The sequence below is a fragment of the Paractinoplanes maris genome (assembly GCF_023544465.1).
Classification (GTDB): domain Bacteria; phylum Actinomycetota; class Actinomycetes; order Mycobacteriales; family Micromonosporaceae; genus Actinoplanes; species Actinoplanes maris.
Genome location: NZ_JALPVL010000003.1, coordinates 258,985 through 276,107 on the forward strand (window position 1 = coordinate 258,985; position 17,123 = coordinate 276,107).

At 67.9% G+C, this 17,123-nt stretch carries 41 protein-coding genes; 39 read left to right on the forward strand and 2 right to left on the reverse strand.

The features are described 5' to 3' along the window. Positions 1–115: 115 nt before the first annotated feature. The 12 genes from NAG42_RS09945 (at position 116) to NAG42_RS10000 (ending at position 5,492) form a co-directional block, all read left to right on the forward strand. Positions 116–391, forward strand: a complete 276-nt coding sequence (locus tag NAG42_RS09945) for a helix-turn-helix domain-containing protein (protein WP_250029674.1) — start codon at positions 116–118, stop codon at positions 389–391. Further along, positions 391–762 carry a hypothetical protein gene (locus NAG42_RS09950; RefSeq protein WP_250029676.1) on the forward strand — a complete coding sequence of 124 codons (372 nt, stop codon included), beginning with the start codon at positions 391–393 and terminating at the stop codon, positions 760–762. The genes NAG42_RS09945 and NAG42_RS09950 overlap by 1 nt, the downstream gene beginning before the upstream one ends. Further along, positions 759–1,235: a GIY-YIG nuclease family protein gene (locus NAG42_RS09955; protein ID WP_250029677.1), complete on the forward strand. Its 477-nt coding sequence runs from the start codon at positions 759–761 to the stop codon at positions 1,233–1,235. The genes NAG42_RS09950 and NAG42_RS09955 overlap by 4 nt, the downstream gene beginning before the upstream one ends. Beyond that, the gene (locus tag NAG42_RS09960) at positions 1,232–1,423 is read left to right on the forward strand and encodes a hypothetical protein (RefSeq protein WP_250029679.1); all 192 of its coding nucleotides are present in this window, start codon (positions 1,232–1,234) and stop codon (positions 1,421–1,423) included. Before NAG42_RS09955 ends, NAG42_RS09960 begins: the two co-directional genes overlap by 4 nt. A 285-nt stretch (positions 1,424–1,708) precedes the next feature. After that, entirely contained in the window at positions 1,709–3,592 is a 1,884-nt protein-coding gene (locus NAG42_RS09965) for a DNA cytosine methyltransferase (RefSeq protein WP_250029681.1), read from the forward strand. Next, positions 3,589–3,741 (forward strand): hypothetical protein, encoded by a 153-nt coding sequence (locus tag NAG42_RS09970; RefSeq protein WP_250029682.1) that lies wholly within the window; start codon positions 3,589–3,591, stop codon positions 3,739–3,741. The genes NAG42_RS09965 and NAG42_RS09970 overlap by 4 nt, the downstream gene beginning before the upstream one ends. Continuing rightward, positions 3,738–3,986 carry a hypothetical protein gene (locus NAG42_RS09975; RefSeq protein ID WP_250029684.1) on the forward strand — a complete coding sequence of 83 codons (249 nt, stop codon included), beginning with the start codon at positions 3,738–3,740 and terminating at the stop codon, positions 3,984–3,986. Before NAG42_RS09970 ends, NAG42_RS09975 begins: the two co-directional genes overlap by 4 nt. A gap of 41 nt (positions 3,987–4,027) precedes the next feature. Next, positions 4,028–4,417 (forward strand): hypothetical protein, encoded by a 390-nt coding sequence (locus NAG42_RS09980; protein ID WP_250029686.1) that lies wholly within the window; start codon positions 4,028–4,030, stop codon positions 4,415–4,417. A 47-nt stretch (positions 4,418–4,464) separates the two neighbouring features. After that, positions 4,465–4,689, forward strand: a complete 225-nt coding sequence (locus NAG42_RS09985) for a hypothetical protein (RefSeq protein ID WP_250029687.1) — start codon at positions 4,465–4,467, stop codon at positions 4,687–4,689. Continuing rightward, a complete protein-coding gene (locus NAG42_RS09990) occupies positions 4,686–4,895 on the forward strand; it encodes a hypothetical protein (protein WP_250029689.1) in 210 nt (69 codons plus the stop codon). The genes NAG42_RS09985 and NAG42_RS09990 overlap by 4 nt, the downstream gene beginning before the upstream one ends. Further along, complete coding sequence (locus tag NAG42_RS09995) at positions 4,892–5,128, forward strand: hypothetical protein (protein WP_250029690.1); 237 nt, start codon at positions 4,892–4,894, stop codon at positions 5,126–5,128. Before NAG42_RS09990 ends, NAG42_RS09995 begins: the two co-directional genes overlap by 4 nt. Then, the gene (locus tag NAG42_RS10000; protein WP_250029692.1) at positions 5,121–5,492 is read left to right on the forward strand and encodes a hypothetical protein; all 372 of its coding nucleotides are present in this window, start codon (positions 5,121–5,123) and stop codon (positions 5,490–5,492) included. Before NAG42_RS09995 ends, NAG42_RS10000 begins: the two co-directional genes overlap by 8 nt. Before the next feature lie 223 nt (positions 5,493–5,715). On the opposite strand, the gene NAG42_RS10005 is transcribed toward NAG42_RS10000, so the two are convergent. Then, a complete protein-coding gene (locus tag NAG42_RS10005; RefSeq protein ID WP_250029694.1) occupies positions 5,716–5,964 on the reverse strand; it encodes a hypothetical protein in 249 nt (82 codons plus the stop codon). 159 nt (positions 5,965–6,123) lie between these two features. Between NAG42_RS10005 and NAG42_RS10010 the strand changes: the two genes are divergently transcribed. The 21 genes from NAG42_RS10010 (at position 6,124) to NAG42_RS10110 (ending at position 14,922) form a co-directional block, all read left to right on the forward strand. Continuing rightward, complete coding sequence (locus NAG42_RS10010; RefSeq protein ID WP_250029695.1) at positions 6,124–6,468, forward strand: GIY-YIG nuclease family protein; 345 nt, start codon at positions 6,124–6,126, stop codon at positions 6,466–6,468. Next, entirely contained in the window at positions 6,465–6,773 is a 309-nt protein-coding gene (locus NAG42_RS10015; RefSeq protein ID WP_250029697.1) for a hypothetical protein, read from the forward strand. The genes NAG42_RS10010 and NAG42_RS10015 overlap by 4 nt, the downstream gene beginning before the upstream one ends. Continuing rightward, the gene (locus NAG42_RS10020; protein ID WP_250029699.1) at positions 6,770–7,006 is read left to right on the forward strand and encodes a hypothetical protein; all 237 of its coding nucleotides are present in this window, start codon (positions 6,770–6,772) and stop codon (positions 7,004–7,006) included. Before NAG42_RS10015 ends, NAG42_RS10020 begins: the two co-directional genes overlap by 4 nt. 166 nt (positions 7,007–7,172) lie before the next feature. Then, positions 7,173–7,433 carry a hypothetical protein gene (locus tag NAG42_RS10025; RefSeq protein WP_250029700.1) on the forward strand — a complete coding sequence of 87 codons (261 nt, stop codon included), beginning with the start codon at positions 7,173–7,175 and terminating at the stop codon, positions 7,431–7,433. Further along, entirely contained in the window at positions 7,426–8,406 is a 981-nt protein-coding gene (locus NAG42_RS10030; RefSeq protein WP_250029702.1) for a YqaJ viral recombinase family protein, read from the forward strand. Before NAG42_RS10025 ends, NAG42_RS10030 begins: the two co-directional genes overlap by 8 nt. Positions 8,407–8,408: 2 nt before the next feature. Continuing rightward, positions 8,409–9,287 carry a recombination protein RecT gene (gene recT, locus NAG42_RS10035; protein ID WP_250029704.1) on the forward strand — a complete coding sequence of 293 codons (879 nt, stop codon included), beginning with the start codon at positions 8,409–8,411 and terminating at the stop codon, positions 9,285–9,287. Continuing rightward, positions 9,284–10,108, forward strand: a complete 825-nt coding sequence (locus tag NAG42_RS10040; RefSeq protein ID WP_250029706.1) for a 3'-5' exonuclease family protein — start codon at positions 9,284–9,286, stop codon at positions 10,106–10,108. The genes recT and NAG42_RS10040 overlap by 4 nt, the downstream gene beginning before the upstream one ends. Before the next feature lie 8 nt (positions 10,109–10,116). After that, positions 10,117–10,455, forward strand: a complete 339-nt coding sequence (locus NAG42_RS10045; protein WP_250029707.1) for a hypothetical protein — start codon at positions 10,117–10,119, stop codon at positions 10,453–10,455. Beyond that, on the forward strand, positions 10,455–10,964 hold the full coding sequence (locus tag NAG42_RS10050) for a hypothetical protein (RefSeq protein ID WP_250029709.1): 510 nt from the start codon (positions 10,455–10,457) through the stop codon (positions 10,962–10,964). The genes NAG42_RS10045 and NAG42_RS10050 overlap by 1 nt, the downstream gene beginning before the upstream one ends. Positions 10,965–10,966: 2 nt before the next feature. Then, the gene (locus tag NAG42_RS10055) at positions 10,967–11,116 is read left to right on the forward strand and encodes a hypothetical protein (protein WP_250029711.1); all 150 of its coding nucleotides are present in this window, start codon (positions 10,967–10,969) and stop codon (positions 11,114–11,116) included. Further along, complete coding sequence (locus tag NAG42_RS10060; protein WP_250029713.1) at positions 11,113–11,619, forward strand: hypothetical protein; 507 nt, start codon at positions 11,113–11,115, stop codon at positions 11,617–11,619. Before NAG42_RS10055 ends, NAG42_RS10060 begins: the two co-directional genes overlap by 4 nt. Continuing rightward, positions 11,616–11,816, forward strand: a complete 201-nt coding sequence (locus NAG42_RS10065; RefSeq protein WP_250029714.1) for a hypothetical protein — start codon at positions 11,616–11,618, stop codon at positions 11,814–11,816. Before NAG42_RS10060 ends, NAG42_RS10065 begins: the two co-directional genes overlap by 4 nt. Further along, positions 11,813–12,088: a helix-turn-helix domain-containing protein gene (locus tag NAG42_RS10070; protein WP_250029716.1), complete on the forward strand. Its 276-nt coding sequence runs from the start codon at positions 11,813–11,815 to the stop codon at positions 12,086–12,088. Before NAG42_RS10065 ends, NAG42_RS10070 begins: the two co-directional genes overlap by 4 nt. Before the next feature lies 1 nt (position 12,089). Further along, entirely contained in the window at positions 12,090–12,593 is a 504-nt protein-coding gene (locus NAG42_RS10075) for a single-stranded DNA-binding protein (RefSeq protein ID WP_250029717.1), read from the forward strand. A 2-nt stretch (positions 12,594–12,595) separates the two neighbouring features. Next, a complete protein-coding gene (locus NAG42_RS10080) occupies positions 12,596–12,829 on the forward strand; it encodes a hypothetical protein (protein ID WP_250029719.1) in 234 nt (77 codons plus the stop codon). Positions 12,830–12,831: 2 nt separating this feature from the next. Continuing rightward, positions 12,832–13,710 carry a hypothetical protein gene (locus NAG42_RS10085; protein WP_250029721.1) on the forward strand — a complete coding sequence of 293 codons (879 nt, stop codon included), beginning with the start codon at positions 12,832–12,834 and terminating at the stop codon, positions 13,708–13,710. A 52-nt stretch (positions 13,711–13,762) separates the two neighbouring features. After that, the gene (locus NAG42_RS10090) at positions 13,763–13,951 is read left to right on the forward strand and encodes a hypothetical protein (RefSeq protein ID WP_250029723.1); all 189 of its coding nucleotides are present in this window, start codon (positions 13,763–13,765) and stop codon (positions 13,949–13,951) included. Next, positions 13,951–14,259 carry a LexA family protein gene (locus NAG42_RS10095; protein WP_250029725.1) on the forward strand — a complete coding sequence of 103 codons (309 nt, stop codon included), beginning with the start codon at positions 13,951–13,953 and terminating at the stop codon, positions 14,257–14,259. Before NAG42_RS10090 ends, NAG42_RS10095 begins: the two co-directional genes overlap by 1 nt. After that, the gene (locus NAG42_RS10100; protein ID WP_250029727.1) at positions 14,256–14,441 is read left to right on the forward strand and encodes a hypothetical protein; all 186 of its coding nucleotides are present in this window, start codon (positions 14,256–14,258) and stop codon (positions 14,439–14,441) included. Before NAG42_RS10095 ends, NAG42_RS10100 begins: the two co-directional genes overlap by 4 nt. Further along, entirely contained in the window at positions 14,438–14,671 is a 234-nt protein-coding gene (locus NAG42_RS10105) for a hypothetical protein (protein WP_250029729.1), read from the forward strand. The genes NAG42_RS10100 and NAG42_RS10105 overlap by 4 nt, the downstream gene beginning before the upstream one ends. A gap of 44 nt (positions 14,672–14,715) precedes the next feature. Then, positions 14,716–14,922 (forward strand): response regulator transcription factor, encoded by a 207-nt coding sequence (locus NAG42_RS10110; protein ID WP_308201141.1) that lies wholly within the window; start codon positions 14,716–14,718, stop codon positions 14,920–14,922. A gap of 2 nt (positions 14,923–14,924) precedes the next feature. Here the strand turns inward: NAG42_RS10110 and NAG42_RS10115 are convergent, their stop codons facing one another. After that, complete coding sequence (locus NAG42_RS10115) at positions 14,925–15,116, reverse strand: hypothetical protein (protein ID WP_250029731.1); 192 nt, start codon at positions 15,114–15,116, stop codon at positions 14,925–14,927. Between the two features lie 138 nt (positions 15,117–15,254). Here NAG42_RS10115 and NAG42_RS10120 point away from each other — a divergent pair, with 138 nt between their 5' ends. Genes NAG42_RS10120 through NAG42_RS10145 form a run of 6 tightly spaced genes read left to right on the forward strand, consistent with a single transcriptional unit; the run spans position 15,255 to position 17,121 of the window. After that, a complete protein-coding gene (locus NAG42_RS10120; protein WP_250029733.1) occupies positions 15,255–15,452 on the forward strand; it encodes a hypothetical protein in 198 nt (65 codons plus the stop codon). After that, positions 15,449–15,721: a hypothetical protein gene (locus tag NAG42_RS10125; RefSeq protein WP_250029735.1), complete on the forward strand. Its 273-nt coding sequence runs from the start codon at positions 15,449–15,451 to the stop codon at positions 15,719–15,721. The genes NAG42_RS10120 and NAG42_RS10125 overlap by 4 nt, the downstream gene beginning before the upstream one ends. Beyond that, positions 15,721–16,017 carry a hypothetical protein gene (locus NAG42_RS10130; protein WP_250029737.1) on the forward strand — a complete coding sequence of 99 codons (297 nt, stop codon included), beginning with the start codon at positions 15,721–15,723 and terminating at the stop codon, positions 16,015–16,017. The genes NAG42_RS10125 and NAG42_RS10130 overlap by 1 nt, the downstream gene beginning before the upstream one ends. Then, entirely contained in the window at positions 16,014–16,391 is a 378-nt protein-coding gene (locus NAG42_RS10135; protein WP_250029738.1) for a hypothetical protein, read from the forward strand. Before NAG42_RS10130 ends, NAG42_RS10135 begins: the two co-directional genes overlap by 4 nt. Further along, complete coding sequence (locus tag NAG42_RS10140) at positions 16,388–16,573, forward strand: hypothetical protein (RefSeq protein WP_250029740.1); 186 nt, start codon at positions 16,388–16,390, stop codon at positions 16,571–16,573. Before NAG42_RS10135 ends, NAG42_RS10140 begins: the two co-directional genes overlap by 4 nt. After that, on the forward strand, positions 16,573–17,121 hold the full coding sequence (locus NAG42_RS10145) for a hypothetical protein (protein WP_250029742.1): 549 nt from the start codon (positions 16,573–16,575) through the stop codon (positions 17,119–17,121). The genes NAG42_RS10140 and NAG42_RS10145 overlap by 1 nt, the downstream gene beginning before the upstream one ends. Positions 17,122–17,123: the final 2 nt, after the last annotated feature.

Sequence of the window (17,123 nt, forward strand, 5' to 3'; positions counted from 1 at the left end):
TCACCCCGTCATTACCAGTCTAGTTTGATCTATATCGGCATAGATCTACGTCAACACTAGACCACTTTCGTGACGTGTGTTGTCTAACTCGGTCTAGTTCGGTAGCGTCAGTCGCATGCCGAAGAACACTGCAGTCAACCCGACTGGCGTGGAAATCGACGGCCCGAAGCTGCGCATCCGGCGCAAACTCAGCGGCCAGTCCATGGCTGCCTTCGCGGCCCGCTGCGGCGTCCACGTCTCCTACATCAGCCACCTCGAACGACAGCCGGAACCTCGCCGGGTCAGCCCGGAGAAGTTCGCCCTGATCTGCGACGCGCTCAACATCCCGAGCAACCAGCGGCACACCATGCTCACCGCCGACGCCCAGAAGCGCGCCAAGGCGGCAGCGTGATGCCCGAGACCTACACCATCGACGAACTCGCCCAGATGCTGCAGGTCGTCGTCAACGGGATCCGCACCGGCGACAACGGCGACGACCGCGTGTACAGCCTGACCGAGGTCGCCGCCCGCACCGGCTTCGCCGAACGTCAACTCACCCTCGACTGCCGAGCCGGTCTCATCGAGCACACCCGGCGCGGCAGCTTCCGCGGCATGACGTCGCGCCAGATCGCCATCCTGGTCGGCCGGCACGCCGAAGGTGGCGACCTCGCCCACCGGGTGAAGCGCACCGCCGCCGAGAGCGGTCTGGCGCAGGCGCTCGAGATGACTCGCCAGTCCGGCGCCAAGCGAGCGACGCCTCGCAAGCAGCAGGACGCCGCATGAGCGTCAACCGTCAGCCCGCAACCCTCTGGGTCTATCCGACCGGCGGCCGGGCTAAGAAGTTCCACCTGCCCGCAGTGGATGGCGGCGCACGGACAGGCGTTGTCTGGTTGGCCTGCCGGGGCTTTATCACAACCGCAATTGCCGTGCTGGAGCCGCCGGAACACCTCGAACTCTGCGACGACTGCGTTCTGTCTGGGATGGAGCAGCCTTCGGTGTACCGGTTCTTCGACGCCGCCGATCGCCTTCTCTATGTCGGCTGCACAAGCAATATCATCCGGCGCTTCATGCAGCACTCCAGCCCGCTCAGCCCGTCGTTGGCGTGGTGGCCGGTACAGCGACGCCATGTGATCGAGACCTTTGGGTCAATGCCGGAGGCATTCGCTGCCGAGGATCGAATCATTGACACCGAGCTGCCGCTCTTTGCCAAATCCCGCCGCCTCGCGATCCGGCAGCTTCAAGAGGCCGTCGCATGAGCCCCGCGACGATCACCCCGCTGCCCGGCGGCCGTGCCGAGTTCTCGTGGCGCGGTATCGATCACACGTTCCCGTCAACCGAGCTCGCGATGGCTGAGGCGCGCAGGCGGGATATCCGCTTCGACCTGCTGCCGTTCCCGGCACTGTCGCCGGACGTGCTGGCTGTTTCGCCAGCGCTGACTTCCTGACACAAGAAACGCCTAGCCGCTTCCACCGGCCAGGCGTTCCTACTTCCTACCCAACGCCGCACTCGCAAAGGGAGTGACGACCTTGATTACCACGAACGATACGGCTACACCTGCGACCCCGCGCAACCTCTGTCGCGTTGATGGCACACCCATCACCCCGACGTGCGAGATCCCGCTCAAGATGTGCTGCGGTGAGGTCCTGCTGGGCGACGAGTGTGCGTGCGGTCCAAGCGACGCCGTTACCGCTGCCCGCGTCGCGTGGGACCTGCAGTCGGTGAGCGCCTGATGTCGAACACCCGGACCAAGCGCCAGGCGACCCGTACAGCAACTCACCGGCCGGCCAAGCGAACGCGACGTTTCCGTCACGACGACTTGGTCGCCGTCGACCTGTTCTCCGGCTTCGGCGGGCTGACCGAAGGCATCAAGCGGGCCGGCTTCACCACGATCATGGCGGCGAACCACAACAGCTACAAGGTCGAGGTCCACGAGGCCAACCACCCGGAGGCCGAGCACTGGATCGCCGACCTCATCAACCCGGAGTCGGCCGACTACCACTCCGCTCGGGACCTACCCGCGGCTGACCTCCTCGTTGCCGGCGTGTCCTGCGTGAACCACTCGCAGGCCAACACGCAGAAGGCCTACGAGCAGCGGATGAGCCTGTTCGACCTGGACGACCCGGACTTCGACGCCCGGGTCACCAAAAGCGAGCGCGACCGGGCGACAGCGAATTGCGTGCTCCATTACGCCGAGCGTCACCACCCGAAGATGATCCTCGTCGAGTGCACCACCGAGCTCTACTCGTGGGGGCCGGCCATCCCCGGGCGTCCCAAGGTGGGCGACGGCACGACGTACAAGTGGTGGCTGCGCCAGTTCAAGAACCTCAACTACCAGTACAAAGAGCTCTACCTGAACTCGCAGTTCTTCGACGTTTCCCAGTCACGGAACAGGTTGTTCATCGCGTTCTGGGACCGCAGCATCCCGGCGCCCGACCTGGACCACAGGCCTGCGTCCTGGTGCGGCCGGTGCTCGGAGATCGTGCCGGCGGTGTGGACGTGGAAGACCGGCATCCCGCCGACCGGGTCGGTGAACTACGGCAAGCAGTACAACTACCGCTGCCCCCGCTGCCGCAACGAAGTCATCCCGCCGATGAGCCCGTCGGTGAACGCGCTCGACCTGAGCAACCTCGGTACCCGCATCGGGGACCGCACCAAGCCGCTGGCGCCCGCGACGATGGCTCGTGCCGACCGGTGCCGCCAGCGGTTCGCCGAGTTCCCGGCCGTCCTCATGCCGGCCAAGGCGGCGCACGGCTCGGAGAAGCACCCGTGGCAGCCGATGTCCACCCAGACCAGCCAGCAGGAGACAGCACTGCTGTCCACGGGCGCGCTCATGGTCGCCGCGGGGGACACCTTCGAACGTCCTGGGTCGGACTGCCGGTCCCGTGGGCTGGATCAGCCGCTCTGGACGCAGCCGGCGACCAACACGACCGGGCTGATGACCCCGCCGGTGGCGCTGGCGGTCAACAACTACCAGGGCGCTCCGCGCGGGGTGGATGAGCCTCTGCCCACTCAGACCGCCACCGAGACACTCAGCCTGGTGTCCGCCGGCGTGGTGCCGTTCCGCAAGAACACAACGCCGACTGTGCACAGCGAGCCGATGCCGACGGTGACCTCCGAGCAGATCCCCGGCCTGCTGACCGCGGCGGGAACCATCAAGAACAACGGCTCGATCGACGAGGCGCAGTACCGTGCCCACCCGGTCAGTGACCCGCTCGGCACGATCGTCGCGTCGAGCGCCAACCAGGGTCTGCTCTTCTCCGGCTGGTACAAGCAGAACGGCAGCGGGTCGGACGCGACCGCCCCTCATCCGGTGAGCGACCCCCTGGGCACACTGACCGCCCGGGACACCACCGCGCTGTTGACGGCCGAATGGCATGCCGCACTTGCCGACCTGGACCTCGAGGACTGCTACTTCCGCATGCTCGGCCCCCACGAGGTCGGCCGCGGTTGCGGCTTTGATGTGGACTTCCCCGGCTACCAGGGCAGCTTCCTTGTTTGGGGTTCCGCTCGGGACCAGGTCGACGGCTTCGGGAACGCTGTCACGCCGGCTGTCGGTGCGTGGATCGGAGCTCGGCTGCGGGCGGCGCTCAACTCCGAGCAGGTGGCCGCATGACCGCCCGGAAGCGCACCCTCCGCGAGCGCCTGTCGGAGTGGCGTAACCGCAAGCATGAGCCCCCGTATTCGGCGGACGAGTTGGCGTTGCTGCGCCGTAAGGGCTGGCGGATGGTCGTCCGCTCTGAGCGCCGGGCGGCCGAGTCGTGACCGCCGCCGCCCTCGTGGTCCTCGCCTGGTTTGCGCTGGCCTCCGCCCGGCAGGTGGCCCGTCTGCGTCACGCCCACGCGTTGGTGCGTCAGGTGGCGTGTGAGCGGGGCGCCGAGCTTTCCGTGGATCGGGCTGCCCGCCTGGGGTTGGTCAACCCGGCGCCTCGCCGCCGCTGGTCGTCGGACCGGCAGGACACCGACCGCGTGCCTGTGCCGCGGGTGCTGCACGACATGCCGCACCACTGAGCCCCTCTTTCCCGTTCTGACTTCTTCCGTGAGGTATCGCTGTGTCTTTTGATTCTCGTCTCGCCGAAACCGGTGAGCTGACCGTTGACCTGCTGGACCGCCCGAAGCGGGGCCGTCACCGGTCGCCCGGCGCCAACCAGAACAAGACCGCCTATCAGCCGCGCCGGTATGCGGCGGACACCGGTGAGCTGGCGAAGGTGGTGGAGCCGGCCAGGGCGCTCGACTTCCCGCCGCTGGTCGGTGAGGGGCCGACGGAGCACATCGTGCTGCCCGCTTCCCCGCCGGTGCTGCCCGCTCCTCTGCCGTCGCTGCTGCTGCCGACGCGTGCCCCCGCCGCCGCGCTGGCCGCTGAGCAGCATCCGTCGCGCAAGGACCGCATGGTGCAGGGCTTCCTGCAGGCGCTGCAGACCATCCGGCGGGCCGCGCAGTGAGCCGGGCGTTCGAGGTTGGTTTCTGGGCGCTGTACATGGCTGCCGCCATGTTGTTGCTGGCCTTGCTGGTGCAGGCGTTCGGCGCGGACTGGCTCCGTCGTGCTCGAGCCGCCCGGGCGTGGTTGCGCCTGCGGGTGCTGCGGCGGTGGCGCCGCTCCAGCCTCGGGGCGATGTGGCATGCGCGCCGGGTCATGGCCGAGGTCGACGTGGACGACTGGGCGTTCCAGCTGGTTGTCGAGGACTGGGCGATGCGTGAGGAGGACGAGCGGTGAGCGGCTTCCTCATCTGCTATCTGTGCGAGCTCGCAGGGCGTGGGCCGGGCGAGCGGTTCAAGGTGCCGGCGGACGGTCCGGGTCAGGCCCGGATGGAACGCCACGTGCTCGAGCCGCACCCTGCCACGGATCTCGCTGGTGTCCGGGTGCCGGACACTCGCCCGATCGACCTCGACCTCGACGGCGGGGAGGGCGGCAGCCGGTGAACGACTCGACTCACTTCCCCGCGTTCAACGGTCGCGGTCACCGCCGCAAGAAGGTCGTGAACATGCCGCACCCGGACCGTTACCGGCCGGACCCGCTGGAGTTGCGGGCGCTGGAGCTGATCGGCGAGGTGGACGCGTGGCTGAAAGCGCAGCAGGACCGTGAGGCGCGGGCGGCACGGGCACGGTTCGACGCGGTAGTTGAGGGCTGGGAGCGCGGTGATCCGGGTGAGTGACAACCATGCGTGGCCGCCGGCTCGGACCCCCGAGCAGCAGGCGTTGGACAACGCGCAGCTGGCGCGTGCTCACCTCGGTCAGCTGGTGCAGCAGTTGAAGGGCGACGACAACCAGCCGTGGCGGGGGCGGCTCCTCGCCGCGGTCGGGGATCTGGACCGGTTCACCGACGGGCTCGAGCAGGGTGCGGTGGAGGTGGAGGCTGCCCCGTCAGCTCAGGCACCCGTCCCGATGCGGCGACCTGAGCCCGAGCAGGAACCTGCCGAAGTGCCGGGAGGGGCGCATCGCCTCATGGGTGAGGACACGCGGGCCTGGTTCAAGGGCGGGAACGCTGTGCCGATGCGCCGCAACCGCGGGCCGCAGTGAGGTGGCTTGAGGACGCGGGCGCGGTTCTGACGAACGGGCCCGCCCTGTTCGGCTGTGCGGTGTTCACGGCGGCAGTGTTCGGTGCGGCCTGCTACGGGGCGGGGTTCCGGGCTGGCCGGCACGAGCGGGCTGTCGACCGGGTTGAGGCCGCGATGGTGCGGGCTGTGGGCGAGCAGGTCGGGCAGCTGGTGCCAGGGCAGCGGCGGAGCGAGCCGTGAGCGGGTCAGCCTTCGTCGTCGGCCGACTCGGCGGCTTGGGCCTTCTTCGCTGCGAGTCTCGCGTTAGCGCGCGGGGTTCGGCTCTTCTTCAGTGGTCCCCGGCGCTTTCCGGGCAGCGGCGTATCGGGGTTGTCGAGCCGCCATTCGATGTACGCCTTCAGGTCGGCGGACCGGCCGCCGTTACCGACGAGCTCGCCGTACTCGTCCCAGGTGTCTTGGTCGAGTCGGAACCGGCGGAGGTCACTGTCAGGCACGACGCCAGCGTAGGGGGCGACCTTGATCGAGGGCAACGACTGTGGCGACGGGTCACTTCCGTGTCGGGTTCGTGTGATGGCTTGAGTCATGCCGCCATTGTGGCTACAGTTGTGGCTACAGAGCAAGTGTGCGGGTAGCACTTACCGCTAGGAGATCTCGTGCCTTTCTTGTCCGAACTTGAGTCCCGAACCGATGGCTGCATCTACGTCGTCCGGTTCGACAACGACGAGTTCAAGGTCGGTAGAAGCCAGAACATGCACACCCGGCTGCGTTCACTACGCATCGCGGCGGGGCAGTTCCGCCGACGCATTAACGGCGGCTGGTACTCCCCCGATCATGCGGACTGGCTTGAGAACGAGACCCGCCTCATCGACTTCTGCTTGGAGACCTTCGGTGCCCCGACATGGGGGCTTGAGCAGTTCCGCGGCGATTACTCGGTCGCCCGGCAGTACGCCGAATGGCTCACCGCCTCAACCGACCTCAACGAGGGAGCACGACCATGACTACCAATCACCTGAGCGGCCCCTGGCGGGCTGTGCTGGTCGCAGACGAAGACGGAAACGGCCGCTTCGAGGTCGAGAACTTCGACTACATGACCGGCTCGGACGAGGTCGATATCTCGATCCGCCGTGGCACTGCACTGCCGGACGTGGACGGCAACCTCCCGGTGTCCTACCGGTCCGGCGACATCATCGAACTTTGGGAAGGCCTGTACGTCGAGGACGGCGACCCGAGCACTGACGGCCCTGCCCGTTGGGCGCAGGCGCAGGCGATGGCGGCCGGGCTGAACGCTGCGAGTGCCGCATGAGCGCCGACGACATGTACCGCAAGGCGTACTTCGAGATCGACGCAGTCCTCGACAAAGCGCTCGGCACCCAGGAAGAGGACGGGGCGGGCGCAGGCATCGTCGCCGACGTCATGCTTCTCGCTTACCGATACGAGCTCGCATTGCAGGCGCTCAAGGCCGCAGGCGCTTCGCTCGCCGCCGCAGAGATCCGTCGCGCTGAGCTGCCGGATCCGTTCGAGGGAATGGCGGGGTGACTTCCCCCGAGCCCATCCCATCCAAGTGCGCCGGCCCGACCGGTGCAGGCATCGAGCCGAACCCGTGTCGCGTGCCGGGAACAACGCCGCGCTGCCTGATCTGCCCGGCATCCCCGAACTACTGGCGCCGCGACGAGACGGCGACTTCCGAAGGAGCTGGTGCCCGATGAACACGACCCAGGTCATCCTCCGCGCCACCGATGCGATCTCCCGCCTCGACGACGGCCAGGCCACCCAAGCCGACCGTCTGATCGCCGAGGTGTTCGACCGGCACAGCGAGGCCTCTGCCTACCACCTGGCCCAGCGCCTCGACGTCCTGCCCGCTGACGTGTGCCCGTGCAGTCAGCCTAAAGACCCGGCCGAGCCGACGTGCCTCTCCTGCTACCTCGAACACGACGACGCGATGCGGAGGGCTTCCGATGTCTAGCGCGACCCTGACTGGCCCGGTCGGCGTCATCGGCTGGGAGTTGGACGACGACGCGTGGCGTGAGCAGCGCAAGCACGGCCTGGGCGGCTCGGACATCTCCGCCGTCCTGGGCTTCTCCGGGTACACGTCGCCGTGGGCGGTGTGGGCGGAGAAGACCGGTGTCCGCTCGTGGCAGGACGACATCTCCTCGGCCGCCGCGGACCTGGGTGTCGAGTTGGAGCCGTGGCTGCTGGGCAAAGCGGCCCGCCTGCTCGGTGTGGACGTCACCCAGCCGGAGTTCCGCACGTACGCCCACCCTGTTCACCGCTGGCGCACCTGCTCCCCCGACGGCATCAGCCCACTCGGCCTGATCGAGCTCAAGACGGCCGGCCTCGCCTCAGGTTTCGGTTCCCCGCCCGGCTGGGCCGACGGCGGCACTCCCTTGGGCTACGAATTCCAGTGCCGCTGGTCGCTGCACGTCATGGACGCCGCCCGCATCGACCTGATCGGGCTGGTCGCCGGCATGGGAGTCGTGCACCGCACCTTCCACCGCGACCTGGCCATCGAAGCCGACCTGGTCGACCAAGTGTCGGAGTGGCACCGCCGCCACATCGTCGGCGGCGTTGAGCCGCCGCTGGGCGCGGTCGACAACGACGACATGCTCCGGCGTTACCCGGTCACCACCGGTGCCACCGTGGACCTGTCCGGCACCCATGCGGCCGAGCTGCACCAGGCGTACCTGTCCGCCCGTGCCCGCGAGTCCCGCGCGAAGGCTGACAAGGAAGCCGCCGGCGCCGCCTTGAAGAACCTGATCGGTGTTGCTGAGGCCGCCGAGGTCGAGGACAAGACCATCGCGAAGTGGTCGGCGAAGAAGGGCTCGGTCGACTGGCCTGCCCTGGTCGCTGAGCTGGTCGAGAAGCACTCCCTCCCGGCGCCGAACCCCGAGTCCTACCGCAAGCCCTCGTCCCGAACCCTCTACGTGAAAGAGGTTTGACCATGACTGCCGCCCCGACCAACGCTGCCACCGCCCTGGCCACTCGCCGCGAGAACGGCGGGGTGTCCCAGAACTCGCTCGCCGACAAGATCCGGTCGATGGAGAAGCAGTTCCAGCTCGCCATGCCCAAGGGCGCGGAGGCGACGCAACTCATCCGGGATGCTCTGACCGCGTTGCGGACGACGAAGAACCTGGAGAAGTGCGACGCCGATTCGGTGCTCGGTTCACTGATGACCTGCGCCCAGCTCGGACTGCGCCCTGGTGTCCTCGGCCACGCCTGGGTGCTGCCGTTCTGGACCTCAAAGCACCACAAGGATGAGAACGACCGGTGGGTCGGTGGTCATAAAGCCCAACTCGTCATTGGCTACCAGGGTTACATCGACTTGGCCCACCGCGCCCCGAAGGTCGCCTCGATCATCGCCCGGACCGCGTACGCCGGGGATGCCTTCGACGTGGACTACGGCATCGCCGACACGATCATCCACAAGCCGAACTTGTTCGGGGAACGCGGCGATCCGATCGCCTACTACGCCATCGTGAAGTACGACGGCGGCGGCTACGCGTTCTTTGTTATGTCGCACGCCGACATGCTCCGGTACCGGCAGGACAACGCGACCGCGAAAACTCGCGAGGGCAAGGTGTTCGGCCCGTGGGTGGACAACTTCGAGGGCATGGCCCACAAGACCTGCGTCCGGCAGTTGGCGAAATGGATGCCGAAGTCGACTGAGTTGGCGCAGGCGATTGCTGCCGACGAGGGCGTGCGGGTGGACCTGCGTCCGCAGGCGGACGTGGCCGAGGTGACCGATCACCCGGAGGTAGTGGAGGGCGAGGTCATTGACACGCCGGCCACTGACGGCCAAGCCGCGGACGGTGGCCAGTGACCGCCTGGTGGGAGAGCCCCTTCCTGGTGCTCGACACGGAAACCTCTTCGGCTGACCCCGAGGAGGCCCGTGTGGGCTCGATCTGCACGGCGGTGATCGACCCGGCCGCGAAGTCGAAGAAGGTCAGCAACGCCCTGGCGGCGATCGACATGCCCGCGGGTGCGTCAGCGGTGAACGGGCTGACCACGGAGCACCTGATGGCCGAGGGTAAGCCGTCCGCTGATGTGCTGGACGAGTACTGCGGTGAGCTCGCCGCGTCCCTGGCCCTCGGTGTCCCGCTGGTCATCATGAACGCCCCGTACGACCTGACTGTGCTGGACCGGGACTGCCGCCGCAACAGTGTCCCGACGATCGGTGACCGACTCGAAGGCGCCCCGCTGGGTCCGATCGTGGACCCGGGCGTGCTGGACAAGAAAGTCGAGAAGTACCGGCGACGGGTGTCCGAGACCCAGGGTGCCCGCTGCCTGAAGACCTTGGCCCAGGTGCACGGCATCGGCTGGGATGACGAACTGGCGCACACCGCCGAGTACGACGCGTTGCAGGCGGGCCGAGTGGCGTGGGCGCTGATGCGCCGCTACCCGCTACTGGCCGGCATGTCGCTGGCCGAGCTGCACGACGCTCAGGTGGGTTGGTACGCGGAGCAGGCGGCGTCGCTGGCGCAGTTCTTCCGCAAGAAGGCCAACCAGGTCGAGTTCGAGGCCCGGCGAACCGCCGACGCTGGGGACCGGGACACGCTTCTCGCCGACGTGCAGCAGATCCGGGCCAGCGCCGATGGCGTGACCCTTGACTGGCCGATGCGCACATTCGGCGGCGCTCGATGACTCACAAGATGTCCCCTGCGGAGATCGAGGAAGCGATCGCCGCCTCCGGTGATCTGCTCGAGGACTCGGTGGACATCATCGACGAGTTGCAGGGGACTTTCCTGTTCGCCGATGCGGAGCTGGATCGCGCGTTCGCCCGGGCGTACCTAAACCATCAGGGCCCGCAGCAGGAGAAGCGGTATGCGGCGGAGCTGGCTACGGAGAAGGAGCGCACGGCGAGGGACCAGGCTTTCCTGATCTTCAAGTACGCCGAGCGGAAGGCCAACGCGGTCGACCGGCGCATCTCGGGCCTGCAGACCCGAAGCAAGTCGGCGAACAACGCGATGAACACCTACGGGGGTCGCTGATGAAGCGCTCCGCCATGCCGGCCAGGACGAAGCCGCTCGAGCAGAAGTCGCCGCTGAAGCGCGCGACCGCTCTCAACGCTTCCCCGCTGGCCCGCAGCGCCGTTCACGCCCGTGAGGCCAAGCGCGCCAACCAGCCGAAGCGCGCACGTGACACCGGCCCGTCGAAGGCGGTCCGAGCTCTGGTCGCCGTGCGGTCGGAGGGCTGGTGCGAGTGGCATGACTGCTGGCTGGTCGCCGCTGAGGTTCACCACCGTCTGAACCGCAAGAACGGCGGGCGCCACGGTGAGGCCGCGGTCCGCATCAACCAGCCGGCATGGCTGCTGCACGCCTGCCGCCGACACCACTCACTTGTGACATCGCCTGTCGGTGCCGACCGGGCGCTGGCCCGCGAGTCGGGCTGGCTGCTGCACGAGCACGAGGACGCCCTTTCAGTTCCGGTGCTGTCCCGCCACGGCCTCGTCCTGCTGGAGAACGACGGCACCCACACCCCCACGACCAAGGAGGACTGACCATGACTGACCCGCTGCCCACCCTGGACGACGCCGACCGCGACCTGCACGAGGCGGTCCTCGAGCAAGGCCACGACTCCCCCAGCTACCCAGACCAGCTGCCCGGCTGGGACGACGCCGGCGGTTGGGACGAGTACGAGGTTGCGGCGTGAGCACGATGACCGTGACCCGCCAGTGGACGTTGCTGATCCCGGCGCCAGCCCCGCTGTGGTCGACGAACGACTCGCACAAGAAGGGTCCGCGGGCCACGTCGGCGAGCCGTGTCCGGTGGCGGTCCGCTGGGTTCACCGCCGCGCAGAAGGCAGGCTTGCCCAAGGGTTTGTCGCGGGTGCGGTACGCGATCACGTTCCACTTCAAAGACCGGCTGCACCGTGACGCGCTGAACTACTCCGAAACCGCGAAGCCGGTGATCGACTCGTGGGGTCCGCCGTTCGTGCAGAAACCCACCCCGAAGAAGCCGCAGGGCTCGTCGGCGCCGGGCTGGGGTTTGATCCCGGACGACACCCCGCAGTTCCTGGAGTCGACGTCGCTGGCGATCGGCCCGCTGTGGCGTGAGGTGCTGGCCGGTCTCCCCGAGCGGGAGCAACGCCCCCTGGCGTCCCCGTACGGCGGCCTGACGGTGGTCATCACCGACCTGAGCGGGGTGTCGGCGTGACCCCGCTGAAGCTGCGGGTGGTGTGGCCGATCGAGCAGCCCGGCATGTTCGGCGAGTTGTCGGTCACCGTGGCCCGCGCCGAGTTGCCGCACATCGCCGACGAGTGTCAGGCCACCATCGTCGGCCCTCCCGTGTTCACCACCAGCCGCGGTCAGCTCGTCTGTGAGGCGCCGGCAATCCGGAGGGCAGCGGCGTGACCGCTCCGACGTTGCGCCCGATCCGCATCACCGACGCCGCCGCCGTAGGTGCTCTCGTCGCTGACCTGCGCTCGATGTGCCTGCTCAGTCAGCGCCAGCTGTGCGAGGAGATCGGCGGCATGGAGCAGGCGCGGCTGTCCGAGTGGGAGACCGGCAAGGCCATCCCCACGCTGCCCTACCTGATCCCAGCACTGCGGGCGCTCGGCTTCGACCTCGCGCTCATCCCCCGCGAAGACACCGAGCCATCGACCCCTCAACGAAAGGCGGCCTGACATGGCCCAGGGAGACATCAACATCACAGTCGTCGGCAATCTGGTAGCGGATCCGGAACTCCGGTTTACGCCATCCGGTGCGGGCGTCGCACAGTTCACGATCGCCTCGACCCCGCGCCAGCTCGACAAACAGTCAGGTGAGTGGAAGGACGGCACTCCGACGTTCCTGGATTGCAAGGTCTGGCGCGACGCCGCTGAGCATGTCGCTGAGTCGTTGCAGCGCGGGGCACGGGTGATCGTCACCGGCCGGTTGAAGCAGGAGAACTGGGAGGACAAGCAGACCGGGCAGAAGCGGTCGAAGCTTGCTCTCGAGGTCGACGAGATCGGCCCGTCGCTGCGCTACGCCACGGCGAAGATCCAGAAGATGACCCGCTCCAACGGCGGCAGCCAGCCGGCGCAAAGCCAGTCCGGCGGCGGCGACCCATGGGCGACTCAGGCGGCTCAACCGGACCGCGGGTTCGGTGGGCGTCAGCAACAGTCCAACGACCAGGAACCCCCTTTCTGATCATGGTCACCATCGCCGCCTTTGCGGTCTTGGTTGTCGGTGCTGTCGTCGGTCTGCTGACCGGCTTCAGCATCGGCACCACCCGCACCCAAGCCGCCCTCAAACTGGCCCGTTACTCCGATGCCATCGCCCTGGCCGACGACCTCGTGAAAACGCCCGACGCCCTCGACCTGCGTGACCGGGCATCCAAGCTCCTCGCCGCCCACCGCTCGGCCAACCTCGACCAGGAGAAATAACTGTGTTCATCATCGGTATCATCTTCGCCGCGGCCGCACTGCTCGGCCTTGCACTGGTCGTGCTGGCCAAGACCAGCGAGGCCCGCGGCGCCGGCATCCTCGTCATGCTCGGCGGTGGCGCCCTCGCCGTAGTCAGCCTCGTCATCGCCTCGCTGTCCACCGTGCCGACCCGCAACGTCGGCATCGTCACCGAGTTCAACAAGCCCACCGGGCGCACCACCGGCGCCGGCCTAAAGTGGCACGCCCCATGGCAGGGCATCGACGACTGGGACGCCTCCGGTCAGACGTACGCGCACCTCGGCGACGCGTGCCTGTGGGTGGCTATCGCAGCCCAGCGGCGGGCGTGCATCCCGGTGCAGATCGAGTGGAACTCGCGGGCCGAGCGGGCCCCGGAGAACTGGGCGGCGTACAAGGAGGTCGACGGGATCGACGGCGGCCGGTTCGGGACGTTCGTGGCCCGCCGGGTGGAACCGCAGATCGGGGCGGCGATCACGACGGTGTTCTCGACGTTCGACCCGCTGGGCCAGGTGAATGCGAAGACCGGTGACGCGCCCGCCCCGGACCTGAACAAGACCCACAAGGATCCGTTGCTGGCCGCTTTGAAGGCGAACCTGGGTGAGGACATCGAGATCCGGTCGATCGCGTTCCAAACGCCCCGATATGACGAGCCGACCACGGCGGCGATCAACGCGTACGGGCAGAAGGTTCTCGAGGCCCGCAACCTGGCCGTGGACGAGTCGAACGCGAAGACGCGGGCGCGGATCACGGCCACGGACGCTTCGGTGGATCAGGTGGCCCGGTGCCTGCAGATCGCCGAGAAGCTCGCCAAGGAGCCGGGTCTGTGCATGACGCCGGCGACACCCACGCGACCCATCTCCTGACGTTCCGGGCGCGGCTCTCCGGGGCCGCGCTCCTTTCCCTCGGAGGTGGCTGATGCCTGATCCGAAAGACGACGTGGTGGGCATCGTGGCGATGCTGCACCACGCCTACGACTGCAAGACCGCAACGAAGCCGTACGCCGCGTATTCGGCACCGCACCGCCGCGTCCACGAGAACTTCGCCCACTTTCTGCTGACAGGGCTGGCCGACGCCGGTGTGGCCAGCTACACGAAGGAGCCCTGATGTTCGACGTGATCGAGCTGGTGTTGAAGGCGCCGGCCACAGAAGAGCCCGCACCGGTCGAGCAGGAACCGGCCGATGTCGTCTCGATGCTCACCAGGCAGCAGCGGCGCATCCTGTCAGAGATCCGCGACTTCCACACCGCCCACGGCTACGCCCCGTCGGTCCGCGACCTGGGGCAACTGGTTGGCCTGTCGGTGTCGTCGGTGCATCACCAGTTGGGCCAGTTGCAGTCCAAGGGGTGGATCAGTCGGGCGCCGGGCCGGTCCCGGGCGATCGTGGTGCTGGACCCGGCGACGGGGCAGCCGTGAAGTCGCAGGCCGTGTTCGTCGTCGCGTTCGTGTGCCAAGGGCGTTGCATCGTGGAGCTCGATGAGGGCGACCTTCAGCCTGCGATGACGTACCGGCAGATGCAGGCGATGGCGGAGAAGCGGCACGACTGCCAGCCCGCCCCGGAGCGTCCCGTGGTGCCCGCGTTCCGGGAGCCGTCGTGACCCGGCAGATCCACATGGCCACGTCGGCGAAGCTGGGTGAAGCCCTGGCCAACCTTGCCGCGTCGCAGGCTGACCTGACCCGTGTGGAGGGCGAGCTCGCCGAAGCGCGGGCCGAACTGCACCTCCTACGCCATTCCGAGGACGCGGACTTGGCCATCACCCGGGCTGAGTTGGCGAGCGCACGCACCGAGTTGGAGCGGTTGCGCCGCGAGCTGGGACAGGCGCCGTGAAGCCGGCCCGGGTGGAGCAGAGCCCGTCGGGTGACATCACGTTCGTGGCCGCGTGGAAGCCGTTGTCGCCTCGCCAGCGGCAGGTGTTGTGGCTGGTGGCGGAGGGCTGCACGAACGCGGAGATCGCCGCGCGGACGGGGGTGAGTCCGTTGACGGTGAAGACACATTTGGAGTTGCTGGGTGTGAAGTTGGGCGCGACCAGGCGGGCGCACATTGTGGCGCAGGGGTTCCGGGCTGGGGAGCTGCGGTGAGGTCAGTCTTGGCGGGCCGGTCGTTCGGGGAGCTTGGCGCCGGGTTCGCGGAGATACCAGTCGACGAGCGACCGGATGACCTCGGACCGCCGCCGGTCCCCCACCAGGGTTTCGAGCCGGTCCCATTGGGGCTGGTCGATCGCGATCTGCCGTCGCGTCGTCTTCCGGCGCCGGTTGGGGTTCGACTCGCTCATGCCTTCACCGTAAAGCGTGTACGGACACGATTGGCACACTCTTGGATTGTGTGTACGTACACCGATCGGTAGTCTCAATGACGGTTGTGTACCGACACAGAGTCCGACTTTCCGCAGCACAGGAGGTATGTGACACCCATGCCACACAAGACCCTTTACGTCGCCCCGAGCGACGAATCTCTCTGGGCCGCCGCACAGCGTGTCGCCGACAAGGCAGGCACCAGCGTGTCCCGCGTCGTCGCCGAAGCACTGAAGAACGACCTTCCCCGCGCCGCCGCCGAGCTTGAGCAGCAGAAGGCCGAGAAGGTCGACCAGTGGGCGGAGATCGCCGCATGAGCCCCCGCACCCTCCCCCCGCGCCGTCCGCAATCCGAGCGACGCCACTGGATTTTCATCTACCGGTGCGGCTGCCCGTTCGGCCTCGTCGAAGAGTCGACGTCCTACAAGAGCGAAGACGACGCCTGGGATGCGATCTACGACACCCGCGCCGAGGAGCGTCAAGCGCGTGCCGTTGGAGTCCGCGTCGAGTTCGTCGACCACGCCACCTACGAGCGTGACTTCTACCCGCACATGACCGAGCGGTGCACCCACGGAGGAATGAGCTGATGACCATCCCCCTGACCGCCGAAGACCAGGCCGAGGCCGACAACATGCTCGCCGAACTGATCAACCGGGGCTACAAGCAGGTAGGGCAGCGCAAACACCTGACCGTGGGCGCCCGCGTCCGTCACGTCGGCGAGCAGTACGACGAGGCGTACGAGAACGGCACGGGCAACATCTACGGCATCACCGTGCGCCGTGAGAACGACGTGGAACTGGTGGTTGTGCGTGACGAGCCGCGCTTCTCGGGGGGCTCACGGATCGCCGGCCTCGCGAACTACCACGTCCAGGTCATCCGATGACCGCCGCCGAGAACGGTTTCACCAGCGTCGAGATCGCCACCACTCACGGGTCTCGCGATATGCCCTGCGAGATCGTCACCGACGGCCTGGTCATCGTGCCCGCGTTCGGCGAGGACGAGACCGGCACGTCCGTGCTGATGGGCGGGTTCAGCGTCACCCACGCCCCGAGCGGACGCATGGTCACCCAAAGTCATGCGTGCCTGCCGTGCGCTCGCATGACAGCCCTCAACCTGGCCAACACCGGCGTCGATTGGGCTTCGCTGCAGTTCACCGGGCAGGAAGAGACCAAAGCAGCAGTCGGCAACCGGATGTCGGCGGTGACCGCCGCGATGGCCGAGTTTGAGCAATGCCGGCATGTCGGTGGTGCTCGATGATCACCCTCCCCTTCGCCTTGGGCTGCCCGTCCTGCCCCCACCACGTCGTACTCCCCGAAGCCGACCAGGGCGCCGGCATCGACCGGATGTGCGCCCACCTCGACCGGGAGCACCGCAGGGATGGCGCACCCAACGCCCTGCTCGCCAGGACCCGCAAGCTGACCAAGGAAGAGGTGGCCTGATGAGCTACCGCATCACCGCCGTCGACCGCGAGCATGAAGCCGAAGCGATGGTCGCGGCGGACAGCTTCGACTCGATCGTCGAACGCATCCAGCGCATGGTCACCGCCGGGCGGGGGATGGTCCTCGCCGTCCGCGAGTTCACCTACCTCGGTGAGCCGCCCGTCCTGTACGCCGGGATGCGCCTCGACGCCGACGCCCACGGCGGTGGGTTCCGGTCGGGCAGGCACGGTGAGCGGGTCCGCTGCGAGGCGACCCTGACCAACGGTGGCGGCTACGACGGCACCCGCTGGTTCGGGTTCGGTGTGGACGTCTACCCGTACAGCGGCAACGAGACCGAAGCTGGCGCGTGGAAGCGCTACGAGACATCCACCGACGGCGGCGCTGACCGCCAGGCCCGCCGCCGGGACATGACCCACATCGGCTTCATCGGCGGCCTGCCGAGCTGGAAGTGGCAGAACACCGACCGGATCGTCATCACCGAATACAACGGCGACGGCGTGGCCACCGAGCGGGTGCTGGGGTTCGAGCCGGGCGAAGGGTCGTGGTGACG